Source organism: Pandoraea sputorum (assembly GCF_000814845.2).
GTDB lineage: Bacteria > Pseudomonadota > Gammaproteobacteria > Burkholderiales > Burkholderiaceae > Pandoraea > Pandoraea sputorum.
Window position 1 is genome coordinate 113,757 of record NZ_CP010431.2, and the last position, 14,241, is coordinate 127,997.

Annotated in this window: 12 protein-coding genes; 9 read left to right on the forward strand and 3 right to left on the reverse strand. The window is 64.9% G+C overall.

Annotated features, from left to right (window positions below; translation table 11 throughout):
* Positions 1-38 precede the first annotated feature (38 nt).
* Genes NA29_RS00485 through NA29_RS00515 form a run of 7 tightly spaced genes read left to right on the forward strand, consistent with a single transcriptional unit; the run spans position 39 to position 8,129 of the window.
* Complete coding sequence (locus tag NA29_RS00485) at positions 39-572, forward strand: chemotaxis protein CheW (protein ID WP_052252416.1); 534 nt, start codon at positions 39-41, stop codon at positions 570-572.
* Entirely contained in the window at positions 569-2,107 is a 1,539-nt protein-coding gene (locus NA29_RS00490) for a CheR family methyltransferase (protein ID WP_052252417.1), read from the forward strand. Before NA29_RS00485 ends, NA29_RS00490 begins: the two co-directional genes overlap by 4 nt.
* Positions 2,104-2,790 (forward strand): chemotaxis protein CheW, encoded by a 687-nt coding sequence (locus NA29_RS00495; protein WP_052252418.1) that lies wholly within the window; start codon positions 2,104-2,106, stop codon positions 2,788-2,790. The genes NA29_RS00490 and NA29_RS00495 overlap by 4 nt, the downstream gene beginning before the upstream one ends.
* The gene (locus NA29_RS00500) at positions 2,787-5,285 is read left to right on the forward strand and encodes a hybrid sensor histidine kinase/response regulator (protein ID WP_039394503.1); all 2,499 of its coding nucleotides are present in this window, start codon (positions 2,787-2,789) and stop codon (positions 5,283-5,285) included. Before NA29_RS00495 ends, NA29_RS00500 begins: the two co-directional genes overlap by 4 nt.
* On the forward strand, positions 5,282-6,289 hold the full coding sequence (locus tag NA29_RS00505; RefSeq protein WP_039394506.1) for a chemotaxis response regulator protein-glutamate methylesterase: 1,008 nt from the start codon (positions 5,282-5,284) through the stop codon (positions 6,287-6,289). Before NA29_RS00500 ends, NA29_RS00505 begins: the two co-directional genes overlap by 4 nt.
* Before the next feature lie 31 nt (positions 6,290-6,320).
* A complete protein-coding gene (locus NA29_RS00510) occupies positions 6,321-7,364 on the forward strand; it encodes a diguanylate cyclase (protein ID WP_084103322.1) in 1,044 nt (347 codons plus the stop codon).
* Positions 7,365-7,379: 15 nt separating this feature from the next.
* A complete protein-coding gene (locus NA29_RS00515) occupies positions 7,380-8,129 on the forward strand; it encodes a glutathione S-transferase (RefSeq protein WP_039394508.1) in 750 nt (249 codons plus the stop codon).
* A 31-nt stretch (positions 8,130-8,160) separates the two neighbouring features.
* On the opposite strand, the gene NA29_RS00520 is transcribed toward NA29_RS00515, so the two are convergent.
* The 3 genes from NA29_RS00520 to NA29_RS00530 form a co-directional block, all read right to left on the reverse strand.
* A complete protein-coding gene (locus tag NA29_RS00520) occupies positions 8,161-8,790 on the reverse strand; it encodes a GNAT family N-acetyltransferase (protein WP_084103324.1) in 630 nt (209 codons plus the stop codon).
* Positions 8,791-8,927: 137 nt separating this feature from the next.
* Positions 8,928-10,397 (reverse strand): TAXI family TRAP transporter solute-binding subunit, encoded by a 1,470-nt coding sequence (locus NA29_RS00525; RefSeq protein WP_224786744.1) that lies wholly within the window; start codon positions 10,395-10,397, stop codon positions 8,928-8,930.
* A gap of 119 nt (positions 10,398-10,516) precedes the next feature.
* Positions 10,517-11,437: a LysR family transcriptional regulator gene (locus tag NA29_RS00530; RefSeq protein WP_039394514.1), complete on the reverse strand. Its 921-nt coding sequence runs from the start codon at positions 11,435-11,437 to the stop codon at positions 10,517-10,519.
* 267 nt (positions 11,438-11,704) lie between these two features.
* On the opposite strand from NA29_RS00530, the gene NA29_RS00535 reads away from it, so the two are divergent.
* On the forward strand, positions 11,705-12,895 hold the full coding sequence (locus tag NA29_RS00535) for a M20 aminoacylase family protein (RefSeq protein ID WP_039394517.1): 1,191 nt from the start codon (positions 11,705-11,707) through the stop codon (positions 12,893-12,895).
* Positions 12,892-14,217 carry an MFS transporter gene (locus NA29_RS00540; protein WP_052252419.1) on the forward strand — a complete coding sequence of 442 codons (1,326 nt, stop codon included), beginning with the start codon at positions 12,892-12,894 and terminating at the stop codon, positions 14,215-14,217. The genes NA29_RS00535 and NA29_RS00540 overlap by 4 nt, the downstream gene beginning before the upstream one ends.
* Positions 14,218-14,241 lie beyond the last annotated feature (24 nt).

The window sequence follows — 14,241 nt, forward strand, 5'->3', positions numbered from 1 at the left end:
TTCAACGAATTTTCGCCGTTTCTTTCGCGGACACCGCCATGTTGTTCCTGCGTTTCGCCATCGCGACCGATCACTACGTCATCGAAGCGGGCCACGTCGCCGAGGTGCTGCCGTGGCTGGCGCTCAAGCGTCTGCCCGCCGCACCGGCATGGGTGGCGGGTGCGTTCAGCTATCGTGGCGAGTCCGTGCCGGTGATCGATCTGACGCGGCTCGCGACGGGGCGTGATGCGCCTGCGCGGCGCTCCACGCGCCTGGTGCTTGTGCACTACCCCGCACCCGGCCCGAACGCCCGGCGTCTGGGTGTGCTCGTCGAGCGCGCGACCGATACCTTGCGTGCCGATCCGGCGGCGTTTCAGACAAGCGGCGTCAACCTCCCCGAAGGCCGCTATCTCGGCCCGGTGCTCGATACCGACGATGGACTCGTGCAGTGGGTGCGCGTCGACCAGTTGCTGACGGCCGAAGCGCGCGCCATGCTGTTCGATGCGGCGACGGACGTGCTGGCAGATGAGGCAGAGGGCGCGGATGACGCGCGTAATGCGGGTGCGGCGAACGCAACGGAGGCGTCGTCATGAGCCACGTGCGAGACATCGAACGCTTGCTGTACGACACGATGGGACTGGACGCCGAGACCCTCGGCGCGAACGCCATCGAACGTGCGATACGCGTGCGTCTTGCCGCCCTTTCCGCCCTGTCGCCGGACATGCAAGACGCGCCGCCGTACTCGCGTTACTGGCAGCGCTTGCAGCAATCGCCGCAGGAATTGCAGGCGCTTATCGAGACAGTGGTGGTGCCTGAGACATGGTTCTTCCGGCATCGCGATGCTTTCACCGCGCTCACGCAGATGGTCCAGGAGGAGCGCGAATCACGTCGGGGCACCGCGCGCGAAGGGCAGGCGCTGCGACTGTTGAGCTTGCCGTGCTCCACCGGCGAGGAACCGTACTCGATGGCGATGACGATGTTCGACGCGGGCCTCGGCGCGAACGACTTCACCATCGACGCGCTCGACATCAGCGAACGCGCGCTGGCCGTTGCGCGCGAGGGACTCTACGGACGCAATTCGTTTCGCGGCCCGCCGGGCACGATGCTGTTCCGGGATCGCTACTTCACGTCGGAAGACGAGAACTTTCGTGTGATCGGTGCGCTGCGTACGCAGGTGCGCTGGCACTCGGGCAATCTGTTCGATCCGTCGCTCGTCGACCGGCTGGGCACGTTCGATTACGTGTTCTTCCGTAACGTGCTGATCTACTTCGACCGCGACGGACAACGTCGTGCCATCGCTGCGCTCGAACAACTCATGCGTATGGGGGCGACGCTCTTCGCCGGACCGGCCGAGGGGGGAACGCTGACCAGCAACGGGCTGGCACCGACGGGGCACGTGCAGGCGTTTTCGTTCCGCGTGGCGGGGCCGGTGCGGGATATGCAGACGTCGGCAGCGGGCCTGTCGCGGCCGACGGGCAAGCTCGACACCTTCCGACCCGCGCCGCCAGTGAGTACTCTCGACGCCGTGGCGCAGCATCGCGTTGCGTTACCGCACATTTCGCACATTTCGAACGTGCAGCACGTGCGAGCGTCACCCGCGCAAGCGCCGTCCTCGCGCCCGCGTTCGACCGGTGCAGGCCCCTCGCGCACGTTTGCGTCGATGACGCCCGTAGGGTCGGTCACGCCACCGCCCGATTCAGCGCGCCCAGGCGTTTTTCAGCACGTTGACGCCAGCGCCCGAACGGACATCGCCGTGCAGCTGACGCAGGCGCAAATCGCTGCTGACGCTGGCGACTTCGTGGGCGCGGTGGCGCTGTGCCGTGCGGTGCTGGCTGTTGACCGGGCCAATGCGCAGGCCGAGTATCTGCTTGGACTGGTCGAAGATGCACGGGGCGACGCACAGGGCGCGCTCATCCATTACCGTCGCGCGCTCTATCTGGAGCCGGGGCATTATGAAGCGCTGGTGCATTGCGCCGCGCTGCTCGATGCGCGCGGCGACAACGCTGGCGCACGACGTTTGCTGGAGCGCGCCGAACGTACTGAACGTACCGAACGTGCGGGCACGACTTCGCACACGACCACCGAATCGCATGATCAGACGCATCGCCACGGGAACCGACATCGATGACCTACCGCGAATCCGCGCCTGAGACCGGTCCCGTGTCCGGTGAGCGCAAACCTTCTTCGCCAGCCGCTGCGAACGCGACGCAGTCCAGGCAGCCGTCGCAAGCGAACGGCAACACGTTGCATCGACAGGCGGCGGAATTGCTCGACCGTCTGCCGGTGGTGCCGGTGGACCCGGCGCCGTGGCGCGCCATCCCCGGCGGGCAGGAGAGCGAGCGCGGCTCGTCGCTGCTGCTTTTCCGGCTGGCGGACGAATGGCTCGCCCTGCCCGCATCCGCCATCGAAGAAGTCGCGCCTATGCGCGGCTGGCATTCCGTCCCGGGCCATCGGCAACGGGCGTTGCTGGGGCTCGTCAACCTGCGCGGCGCACTCGTGCCGTGTCTGTCTCTCGGCGAGCTGCTCGGCGTGCAGTCCGCACCGCAAACACAAACACCGCAGACGAACAGCCTGCGTGCAAGTACGGCGCGACTGCTGGCGTTGCGTCATGGGCATCATCTGAGCGCGTTTCCTGTGACGGAAGTGCACGGCACGGTGACGCCTGCACGCGCATCCATGGGTGCAGTGCCTGCGACGGCGCTGGGTGCGTCGAACGGCTTTGCCGTCGCCGTGCTGCCGTGGCGCGACCACATCGTCGGTGTGCTGGATCCGCTGCGCATTGGCGCGGCGTTCGACCGGAGCCTCGCATGAGCGACGATCTGCAGAACGCCACACTGCTCGACCTGTTCCGCATGGAGACGGAGACGCAGGCGCAAGTCCTCGGCGACGGCTTGCTGGCGCTCGAACGCGCGCCCACCGATGCAGCACGACTCGAAGCATGCATGCGCGCTGCGCATTCGCTCAAGGGGGCGGCGCGCATCGTCGGCGTCGAGGCCGGTGTCTCGCTCGCTCATGTGCTGGAGGACGCTTTCGTCGCGGCTCAGCACGGTGTGCTTGTGCTCAACGTGTCGATCATCGATCGCCTGTTGCAAGGTGTCGATCTGCTCATGCGACTCGCGCACCCGCCGGGGCGCGATCCGAACTGGGCGCAAGGCGCGGGCAAGGCAGAGATCGACGGGTTCGTCTCGTCGTTCGCCAACGAGCTCGCGGCATTGACGGGCGATGCGTCGCAGGCACCCCGTGCCTCCGGCGAACTCACGGCATTCGATTACGCGAGCTATGGCATGGAGACGGGGCAGAGCGACGCTGCGAATACCGAAGCGCCTCTCTCATACACCTCGGACACCTCGGACATCCCGCGCATCTCGGAAGAAGTGCTTGTGTCCGACGACGCTCACGTGCAGGACAGTCTCGCACTCCCGCGTGTTATGGAGCACGCGGTGCCGCCGACGTCTCCCGACACACGCGACACACGCGACACACGTGACGCACGCGACACATACACCACCGAGCGGGGCGTACACGCTGACACCGGCGACGGCGCGTCGCGTGCCTTGCGCGTCTCCGCCGACAACCTCGACCGGCTTCTGCGCCTGTCGAGCGAGGCGTTGGTGGCATCGCGCTGGTCGCAACCGTTCGCGCAATCGTTGCAACGGCTGAAACGTCATCAGCACGACGCGGGCGACGCGCTCGACCGCGTGAGTTCGGCGTTCGCGCAAGTGGCCGACCGCTCCGACGAAGACCGCCAGTTGTTGCTCTCGGCGCTTGCAGATCTGCGACGCGCGCTCGGTGTCGGGGGGCAGTTGCTGGCCGAACAGATTCACGAACTGGACGACTTCGACCGGCGCTCGACGCAACTGTCGCAACGTCTGTACGACGAGGCGCTCGCATGCCGCATGCGACCCATCGACGACCGCCTTGGCGGGTTCGCCCGCATGGTGCGAGATCTGGGCCGCTCGCTAGGCAAACCGGCGCGGCTGGAGATTCGTGGCGCGGATACGCAGGTCGACCGCGATATTCTCGACCAGCTCGAAGCGCCGCTGGGGCATTTGCTGCGCAATGCCGTTGACCACGGGCTGGAGCGTCCCGAAGTGCGTGCGGCGGCAGGCAAACCTGCCGAGGGCGTCATCACGCTCAGCGCTCGTCATAGCGCGGGGCTTCTGCTCGTGAGCGTGTCCGACGATGGCGCAGGTATCGACATCGAACGTGTGCGCGAGGCGGTGGTCAAGCGCGGGCTCGTCGCGCCTGAGACGGCTCGTCATCTCGACGACAACGAGTTGCTCGAATTCCTGATGCTGCCGGGCTTCACGTTGCGCGACACGGTCACGGATGTGTCCGGGCGCGGTGTCGGCCTTGATGCGGTGCGCGCGATGGTTGCGATGGTGCGGGGCACGGTGCGCATCGAGTACACCCCCGGGCGTGGTACGAAGTTCATCCTGCAACTGCCGCTCACGCTGTCGGTGGTGCGCAGTCTGCTCGTCGAGATTGCGGGCGAGCCGTACGCGTTGCCGCTCGCCAGCCTGTCGCGCACGCTGGCGCTGCCGCAAGAAGACATCGACATGCTCGAGGGGCGTCCGCATTTCACGCTGGACGGCAAACAGATCGGACTCGTGAGCGCGCAACAGGTGTTGTGCGGCACCGAACCGACGGGTACTTCCGGCGATCAGCCGGTCGTGGTGTTTGGCGAGGGCGAGGCGCGCTACGGGCTGGCCGTCGACAAATTCCTCGGCGAGCGTATGCTCGTCGTGCAACCGCTCGATGCGCGGCTCGGCAAGTTGCCCAACATCGCCGCCGGGGCGCTGACGGAGGACGGCTCGCCGCTGCTCATCATCGATACGGCGGATCTGGTGCGCTCGATCGCGAAGGCCGTGGAAATGGGTTCGTTGGAGCGTTTGCCGATGCGCGCCGCCCAGACCAGCGGACGCGGCCGCAAACGTTTGCTGGTGGTGGACGACTCGCTCACCGTGCGCGAGCTTGAGCGCAAGCTGCTCGCCGCGCGCGGCTACGACGTGAGTGTCGCCATCGACGGAATGGATGGCTGGAACGCAGTGCGCAGCGAAACGTTCGACATGGTGATCACCGACGTCGACATGCCACGCATGGACGGCATCGAGCTGGTGACCCTGATCAAACGCGACCCGCGCACGGCGGAATTGCCCGTCATGATCGTTTCATACAAGGATCGTGAGGAAGATCGGAAGCGCGGACTCGATGCGGGTGCCGATTATTACCTCGCGAAAGGCAGCTTCCATGACGATGCGCTGCTGCGTGCTGTCGTGGATCTCATCGGGGAGTCGGGGTCATGAAAATCGGCATCGTGAACGATTCGGCCATCGCGGTGGAGGCGTTGCGCCGCACGCTCGCGCAGCGTCCGGGCCTGGAAGTGGCGTGGGTGGCGCACGACGGCGCGCAAGCCGTACAGATGTGCGCGCCCGTGCCACCCGACCTCGTGCTGATGGATCTCGTCATGCCGGTCATGGACGGCGTGGCGGCGACGCGCGAGATCATGCGGCGCACACCGTGCCCGATTCTGATCGTGACGTCGGATGTCGGCCATCACGCGAGCCTCGTGTTCGATGCGATGGGCGCCGGTGCGGTCGATGCCGTCGATACGCCTGTGTTGGGGGCGGCGGAGCTGGCGCGTCCGGCCTCGTCGTTGCTCGCGAAGATCGAGGCGGTGGCAGCCCAGCAGGCCGACGCCCGCATACCGCAGACGGTCGTGGTGCCGCGCGCCGTGCCCGAGACGGACGCGTTGGTGGCCATTGGCGCGTCGGCAGGCGGCCCGGCTGCGCTGGCGACGCTGCTCGGACGCCTGCCTGCGAACTTCGCGGCGGGTGTGATCGTCGTACAGCATGTGGACGACGCTTTCGCACCCGGTATGGCGGCGTGGCTCGATCAGCAGACACCGCTTTCCGTACGGCTGGTGGAGGCGGGCGAGCGTCCCATGGCGGGCGCGGTGCTGCTCGCGGGGGGAAACCGTCACCTGCGGGTGGACGCCAGCGGTCGCTGCGTGTATACCGACGAACCCAGGGATGCGGTGTATCGTCCGTCCATCGACGTCTTCCTGCGCAGTGTGGCCGAGAACTGGCGCTCGCGCGCGGTCGGCGTGCTTCTGACGGGGATGGGCCGCGACGGTGCAGCAGGGCTGGGTGCCATGCGCACGCAGGGCTTCATGACCATCGCGCAGGATCGCGCGACGAGCGCGGTGTACGGCATGCCCAAGGCGGCGGCCGAAGCCGGTGCCGCGTCGCAAATCCTGCCGCTGAACATCATCGCGCCACAATTGGTGACGCTGTTCGGCACCGTATGACTGTGGGACAAGAACAGAGGGACGAATAACGATGACGACAACCCCGCGCCAACCCAAACCGGGCACGCCGCCCATCGGCACAGAAAGCAGCCTGAGCGAATCGTCGGCGATGGTATTGCTCGTCGACGATCAGGCGATGGTGGGCGAAGCGATTCGCCGCGCGCTGACCGGCGAAGCGAACATCGATTTTCACTATTGCGCGAATCCGGAAGAAGCGCTGCGTGTTGCCGAACAGACGCGTCCGACCGTCATCCTCCAGGATCTTGTGATGCCGGGCACCGATGGTTTGTCGCTGGTGCGACAGTACCGCGGGAGCCCGCTCACGCGCGATATTCCGATCATCGTGCTCTCGACGAAGGAAGAGCCGACGGTCAAGCGGGAGGCGTTCGCGGCGGGAGCGAACGACTATCTGGTCAAGCTGCCCGACACCATCGAGCTGGTTGCCCGCATTCGCTACCACTCGCGCTCGTACATGAACCTGCTGCAGCGCGACGAAGCGTACCGGGCACTGCGTGAGAGTCAGCAACAACTGCTGGAGACGAATCTGGAGTTGCAGCGTCTGACGCATTCCGACGGTCTCACCGGGCTGGCGAACCGTCGTTACTTCGACGAGTACTTCGGTGCGGAGTGGCGTCGCGCCTTGCGTGAGCAACGCGAGATGGCGCTGCTGATGATCGACGTCGACAACTTCAAGATATACAACGACACCTACGGCCACATTGCGGGCGACGACGTGTTGCGCCGCGTGGCACGCACCATCGCAGAAGCGGCGGCGCGTCCGGCCGATCTTGCGGCGCGTTTCGGCGGCGAGGAGTTCGTGATGGTGCTGCCGAATACGTCGGCGGCCGGCGCGGCGGCGATTGCCGAGAAGGTGCGCGCGCAGATCGAAGCGATGGCAATTCCGCACGTGGGGTCCGCCAACGGACGACACGTGACGATCAGTCTCGGCGGCGCGGCGCTGGTGCCGCGCACGCACATGGCGTCGACCTCGTTGATCGAGTCGGCGGATCTGGCGCTTTATCGCGCCAAGCAACAGGGCAAGAATCGCGTGGAGATGCAGCCGGGCGCTTCCTGAGCCTGAGGAGGGTGCATGACCTTCGAGCTGTTCTATTGGCCGGGCCTGCAAGGGCGCGGCGAGTTTGTCCGCCTCGCCTTCGAGGCCAGCGGCACGCCGTATGTCGAGATCGTTCAGGAGGACGGCCCGGGTCAGGGCATGGACGGTCTGCTCCACACGATGGACGATCCGGCCTGCACGGATCCCCCTTTCGCGCCGCCTTTTCTTCGCGTCCGGCACCCCTCCGGGGACGAACTGATCGGACAGACGGCGAACATCCTCGCGTATCTCGGACCGTTGCTGGGCCTTGTCGGCGAATCGCCACGCGCTCGGCGCTGGGTCAATCAGTTGCAGTTGACGCTGGCCGATCTCGTCGCGGAGGTGCACGACGGTCATCATCCCATCGCCAGTCGTCTCTATTACAGCAATCAGAAGGCGGAGGCACGCAAGCGCACGGCGGATCTGATCGAATACCGTCTGCCCAAATTCTTCGGGTACTTCGAGCGCGTGCTGGCGAACAATCCGAACGCAGGGGGATGGCTCAGCGAAGGCGCGCTGTCGTATGCCGATCTGTCGCTATTTCAGGTGATCGAGGGGTTGTACTACGCGTTTCCCCGCGCCATGTCGGGATTTGCGAAGGCGTTCCCGCGCTGTCAGTCAGTGCGCGACGCCGTCGCTCGCGAGCCGCTTGTCGCGGCCTATCTGAAGTCGTCGCGACGCACCGCGTTCAACACCACAGGCATCTTCCGGCACTACAAGGAACTCGATCGGGCTTCGCCGTTTTGATGTCATTTTGATGCCGTTTTGACGGTCTGCCTTATTCCGGCAGCGAAGTATCCCCGGCGTTGAGCGGGCGCTGCATCAGGACGGTGTCAACCCAACGGCCGAATTTGAAACCGACCGATTTGAGTGTGCCCGCGTGCTCGAAACCGCATGCGGCGTGCAGCGCGAGCGACGCCCGGTTGCCGCTGTCGCCGACATTGGCAATCAGTTGTCGCCACGGACCACCTTCGCACCGCGCGATGAGTGTGAGCAATAACGCGCGTCCGACCCCTTGTCCGATGGCGTCGGCGGCGATGTACACCGAGTCTTCCAGCGTGAAGCGATACGCCGAGCGCGGACGGTAATGCGTGGCGTACGCATAGCCGAGCACCCTGCCCTCATGTTCCGCCACGAGATACGGCAGGCCTGCGTCGCGAACCTTCGCGCAGCGTGCGCGCATCTCCGCTTCGTCGGGCGGCACCTCTTCGAACGACGCGGACCCGGTGAGCACGTGATGGGCGTAGATGGCCGTGATGGCGGGCAGATCGTCGTCTCGCACCGGACGCACGTTGCAAGCGCAGCGCGCGAGTTCGGTGCCCACGCATCGCGATTCGACCGATGCCGGTGAGACGGAGGCCGTCGACGACGACGGGCGGCAGGAATGGGCGGGACGGGACGACGACATACGAAAGAACCAGTAGCGTTGGAATTCACAACGGGCCGGTCTTCCGGCCCGTGACTGTCGGCAGTTTGCGCCGCTACTTGTTATAAGAAAAGCTTGTGCAGATTATGCGTTGCATAAGTCATTCTTTGAGATGATGCTCACGCCTCTTTCGACGTCTTCTCCGTTGCTCCGTCACCTGCCGGATCATCCGCTTGCGGCTGCACGCCACCGGCTTGCCGGACGACGTCGCGCCCTGCCACGCCTGACGCATCCGACGCGCCCGGTTCGGCATTCATTGCGTCGAGCCGTGCGCGAACGAAGCCGATGTGTTCACGAAGCACGTAGAACTGATCGGCATAAGCGAGCGGAATTTTCAGCCGGTTGACGGCGGCTTCGACGGCGTCGAGCCGGTGCCGCAGGTTCTTGTATTCCGTGTGAGCATCGTCGGCCAGCGCCTCGCGCTCCAGTGCGATGAGCGCACCGTACCAGCGATACAACCGCGACTTCACACGCCAGCTATACAGCGACGGCACCAGCCGGAACGCCGGAATCAGCACCACGATGATCGGCACGAGCAGCACGACGATCCGATCCGCGAGGCTTGCAATCCAGAACGGCAGATGCCGGTACAGGAATCCCTTGCCCGACTTGTAGTAACGCGCGGCGTCGTCGGAAATCGGGAACTCGTGCACCTGCGCGGACGGAAATTCCCCTGCGCGTTGCAGCAGGTTGGCCTTGCCGTGGACCTCGCGCGCTGCTTCGATGAGCAGATCGGAGAGCGCCGGATGCAGACTTTCGCGCGCGACGAGCTCGACCGTCGGGCTGATGACGTGCACCGGCTGCGCCGGTAAATTGCGGCCGAGATCGAAGACCCCGCGCGGCAGCGTCAACTGATTCAGATAGGTGAAGCGGCGCGTGTAGGCGTCGGCCTGCGCGAAGTCCATCAGCCGCACGCCGGGCGTGCGAATCAGCTTGCCCATCGTGGGGCCGGTGGCGGTGTCGCCGGTGAGCATCGCGGCATCGACACGTCCGTCGATCAGCGCTTGCGCGGCTTCCTGCCCGTCGTAAGCGGTGAGCTTGGTCGGGCCGCCGGGCTCGATGCCGTTCGCCTTGAGCAGGGTGAGCGACAGCGCACGTGCCCCGCTGCCTTCGCGTCCGATGGCGATGCGCTTGCCCGTGAAGTCGGAGAGCTTCGTTACGCGATCGCCACGATAGAAGACGGAGATCGGCGCGTAGAACATGCTGCCGAGCGAGACCAGGCCCTCGGTATCGAGGCCCTGCGACACGCCGCCCTGCACGAGGCCGAGGTCGACATTCTGCTTGTCGTCTGCCAGACGCTCGACGTTCTGACGCGAGCCTTCGGAGGTCAGCACATTCAGCGTGATGCCATCGCGCGCGAGGATGGTCTTGTAACGTTGCGCTGCGGTCCAGAACGAACTGCCTTCCGGTCCGGCGCTCAGCGTGACGGTGCGCGGCGGGGCCGGTTGCACGAGCCAGACAGCGAGCCAGATGGCCGCAATCGCGATGAGCACGACAGGGCCGAAGGAGACGGCGAGATCTCGCCAGGAAATCGCGACAAAGCGCGCGCGGAGTCGCCGGTGGGCGGGTTGGTTAGAGTCAGTCGTCATGAATTGATCGGGCGGGCTTAGCCAACAGGTCCAACATTCGGCCGATCATACGCCATCTACGGCGTCGTTCCCGACGCCGGACCCAAGCCGTCTCCGATCATCGCCGAAGCCGCTTCAATTCATCGGTTCGCGAGACTCTGCGCGAGTTGTTTCCATAGATGGTCGGCCGCAGGCGAGAGGCGGCGTCCCACGCGGGTCATCATCTGACTGGAGAAACCGGCGGCAATCGGATGGTCGATGGGCACCGCGACCAGCTCGCCGAGTTCGATGCCGCGCCGCGCGGTGATGGCCGACATGAAGGCGACACCCAGACCGGCGGCGGCCAGCGTTTGCGCGGTATTGAACAGATCGACGCGATATGCGGGTGTCACGTTCAGGCGCGCGGTGTCGAGCACCGAGTGCACGAAGTGCTGCACGCCGTGCGCTTCGGTCATGAAGATGAGCCGCTCGTGCACCAGTTCCGAGGGCGGCACGCGCTCCATTTTTGCGAAGCGATGCGTGGGTGCTACGACGGCACACAACGCCTTGGCGGCGAACGGATGAATGCGCATGGCGGGGTCGTCGTCCGAGCGGGCGCACAGGCCGATGTCGACCACATCGTCGCGCACCAGCGAGAGCACGGCGGGTGTGGGGCCGGAGCGGATTTCCACGAGGATGTCCGGATAGCTCATCGAAAAGCGCTGCAACGCCTGCGCGATCAGGCGTCCGATAAACCCTTCGCCCACACCGATGGCGACGCGTCCTCGTTTCAGATGCCGATACTCCTCCAGTCGCGCCGACAGGTCACGCTGACGCCGCTGGCCGTCGCGGTAATAGTCGATGAGCACCTGACCGATTTCGGTGACGATCACATTGCGCCCGCGCCGCTCGATGAGCGGAAATCGCAACCGTCGCTCCAGCGCCGCGATCTGTCGGCTGACGACGGACGGATTCACGCTGAGCGCCTCGGCCGCCATCCGTACGCCGCCCGTCGCGGCGATCTCGGCGAGATATTTGAGCGGACGCTCACCAATGTCGTCCATCCACGATTCGTTGTTCATGTTTGTTTCACTGTCGCGTTCGAGCGGATGCGCTGTCTGGCGCATGGCGCAGGCAACGACCGCCAAGGTGGCAGCCTGCCTGTGCGGAGCCAGCGACAACCTATTGAATTTTCAATGGTTTTGCTTACCGATACCGACATCCGGCGTATATCGTCGCTTCAAGCATTGTTGCCTTGAGGGCAACATTTTGGCTTACCAGGGGTCATCGGTGGGGAATTTCGTCGGTGCAATACTCCGCGTTAATCAAAAACTAGAGAGGAGCCCCCGATGAGCGAGATTCGCTATTGCGAGGTGAGCGATCTGGCCGACGCGCGTGAGCAGTTGGCCGACATTCGTCACCATATCCACCAACACCCCGAGCTGTCCTACGAGGAAGTCGACACGTCGCGTTACGTGGCGCAGAAGCTGGAAAGCTGGGGTTACACGGTCACGCGTAACGTCGGCGGTCACGGCGTGGTGGCCTCGCTCACTGCGGGCACGAGCGGTCGCACGGTCGGTGTGCGCGCCGACATGGATGCACTGCCGATTCACGAACAGACGGGCCTCGCGTACGCCAGCGTGCACGAAGGCAAGATGCACGCCTGCGGCCACGACGGTCACACGACAGTGTTGCTCGGCGCAGCCCAACATCTCGCCAAGACGCGCAACTTCGACGGCACCGTTCATCTGATTTTCCAACCGGCGGAAGAAGCCGGTTCGAACAGCGGTGCCGAGCAGATGATTGCCGACGGCCTGTTCGAGCGCTTCCCGTGCGAAGCGATCTTCGGTCTGCATAACCACCCGGGCGTGGCCACGGGCACGTTCGGTTTTCGCGCCGGTCCGCTGATGGCTGCGTGCGACACCGTCAAGATTCGTATCCACGGCCGTGGCGGCCATGCGGCGCGTCCGCATCTGGCCATCGACCCGGTGGTGATTGGCAGCGGTCTCGTGATGGCGCTGCAAACCGTGGTGTCGCGCAGCATCGATCCGACGGAAGCGGCGGTCGTGACCGTCGGTACGTTCCATGCCGGATTCGCGCCGAACGTCATTCCGGAAGACGCCACGATGGAGCTGAGCGTGCGCTCGTTTTCGGCGAAGGTGCGCGCGACGCTCGAAGAGCGCATCTGCGCGCTGGTGAAGTCGCATACCGAAGGCTTCGGTGCGAGCGCCGACATCGAGTACATCCGTGGCTATCCGGTGCTGGTGAACAGCGAAGCGGAAACGGAATTTGCCCGCAGCGTGGCCGAAGAACTGGTCGGCGCGGAGCACATCATTTCGCCGTTCCCGCCCATCGCTGGCAGCGAGGACTTCGCGTACTACCTGCAAAAGGTGCCGGGTTGCTTCATTCGCCTGGGTAACGGTGAAGGCAAGCCGATGCTGCACAACGCCAAGTACGACTTCAACGACGACAATCTGACCATCGGTGCCGCCTTCTGGACGCGTCTGGTGGAACGCTTTCTTGCCAAGGACCGCGCATGAGCATCGCAACGCAATCGCAATCGTTTCAAGGTGACGGCGCATCGTCGTCATCGGCAGTGCAGATGTCGCCCGCACAGCAACGCAAGATCGTCTTCGCTGCCGTCATCGGCAACCTGCTGGAGTTCTTCGACTTCACGGTCTACAGCTACTTTGCGCTGACGATCGGCAAGCAGTTCTTCCCGGCGGACGACCCCATCACGTCGTCGCTGCTCGCGTTCGCTGTGTTCGCGGTGGGCTTCGTGATGCGCCCGCTGGGTGGCATCGTGCTTGGACGCTATGCCGACCGCGCAGGCCGCAAGCCTGCGCTGACGCTGACCATCCTGTTGATGGCGCTCGGCTCGGCGGCCATTGGTCTTGCGCCAACGTATGCGCAGATCGGTCTCGCGGCACCGCTGCTGATCGTGAGCGCACGTTTGCTGCAAGGGTTCGCGCAGGGCGGTGAGTTCGGTGCGGCGACGGCCACGCTGCTGGAAGTGGGCGGCGCGAAGAGCCGTGGCTTCCGCGCAAGCTGGCAGTTGGCAAGTCAGGGCGCGGCCGCCTTGCTCGGCTCGGGTCTGACGGCGAGCCTCGGCTTCCTGCTCTCGGACGACACCATGCATAGCTGGGGCTGGCGCATTCCGTTCCTGCTCGGCACGCTGATCGCACCGGTCGGTATCTACCTGCGTCGTCACATTCAGGAAGAGCCGCCGAAGGCTAAGGCGGTGGCCGGTCGCGACGATCCCAAGCGTGGCCTGTATGTGCGCAACTGGTTCCTCACGATCTTCTCGATTGCGGGGATGTCCGTGTCGACGTACGTGATGATGTACTACATGCCGACGTACTGCATTCAGTACCTGGGTCTGCCGCCGAAGATGTCGATGCTCGCGGGCGTAGCTGCCAGCACGATCTCGTTGGTGATGTGCCCGATCTACGGCGCGTGGTCGGACAAGATGGGCAAGCGCAAGCCGCTGACGATGTTCGGCCGCGTGGCGCTGATCGTTCTGCTGTACCCGGCATTCTGGGTGATGATCAACTACCCGTCGCTGCCGGTGGTGCTGGCGGCGCTGATCGTGCTGATGCTCTGCTACACGATGGGTTCGGCCCCGGCGTATGCGTTGATGCCGGAGAACTTCCCGAAGCATCTGCGTGCGGGTTACATGTCGAGTGCGTATGCGATCTCGGTGTCGGTGTTCGGCGGCACGGCGCAGCTCGTCGCGGGCTGGCTGATTCGTGTGACGGGCAACAAGATGGCCCCGGCGTGGTACATGATCGCCTGCGTGATCGTGTCGCTCATCGCCGTGTCGATGTTCGAAGAGACCGGCAATAAGGTGCTCGACGAGTAAGCGCAAATCGACGCAAATAGACGC

What these genes read in the sequence shown, in the direction of transcription:
- NA29_RS00485 (WP_052252416.1), top strand. Translation starts at nt 39, where the DNA reads ATGTTGTTCCTGCGTTTCGCCATCGCGACCGATCACTACGTCATCGAA.
- NA29_RS00540 (WP_052252419.1), top strand. Translation starts at nt 12,892, where the DNA reads ATGAGCATCGCAACGCAATCGCAATCGTTTCAAGGTGACGGCGCATCG.
- NA29_RS00500 (WP_039394503.1), top strand. Translation starts at nt 2,787, where the DNA reads ATGAGCGACGATCTGCAGAACGCCACACTGCTCGACCTGTTCCGCATG.
- NA29_RS00515 (WP_039394508.1), top strand. Translation starts at nt 7,380, where the DNA reads ATGACCTTCGAGCTGTTCTATTGGCCGGGCCTGCAAGGGCGCGGCGAG.
- NA29_RS00495 (WP_052252418.1), top strand. Translation starts at nt 2,104, where the DNA reads ATGACCTACCGCGAATCCGCGCCTGAGACCGGTCCCGTGTCCGGTGAG.
- NA29_RS00490 (WP_052252417.1), top strand. Translation starts at nt 569, where the DNA reads ATGAGCCACGTGCGAGACATCGAACGCTTGCTGTACGACACGATGGGA.
- NA29_RS00505 (WP_039394506.1), top strand. Translation starts at nt 5,282, where the DNA reads ATGAAAATCGGCATCGTGAACGATTCGGCCATCGCGGTGGAGGCGTTG.
- NA29_RS00510 (WP_084103322.1), top strand. Translation starts at nt 6,321, where the DNA reads ATGACGACAACCCCGCGCCAACCCAAACCGGGCACGCCGCCCATCGGC.
- NA29_RS00520 (WP_084103324.1), bottom strand. Translation starts at nt 8,790, where the DNA reads ATGTCGTCGTCCCGTCCCGCCCATTCCTGCCGCCCGTCGTCGTCGACG.
- NA29_RS00535 (WP_039394517.1), top strand. Translation starts at nt 11,705, where the DNA reads ATGAGCGAGATTCGCTATTGCGAGGTGAGCGATCTGGCCGACGCGCGT.
- NA29_RS00530 (WP_039394514.1), bottom strand. Translation starts at nt 11,437, where the DNA reads ATGAACAACGAATCGTGGATGGACGACATTGGTGAGCGTCCGCTCAAA.
- NA29_RS00525 (WP_224786744.1), bottom strand. Translation starts at nt 10,397, where the DNA reads ATGACGACTGACTCTAACCAACCCGCCCACCGGCGACTCCGCGCGCGC.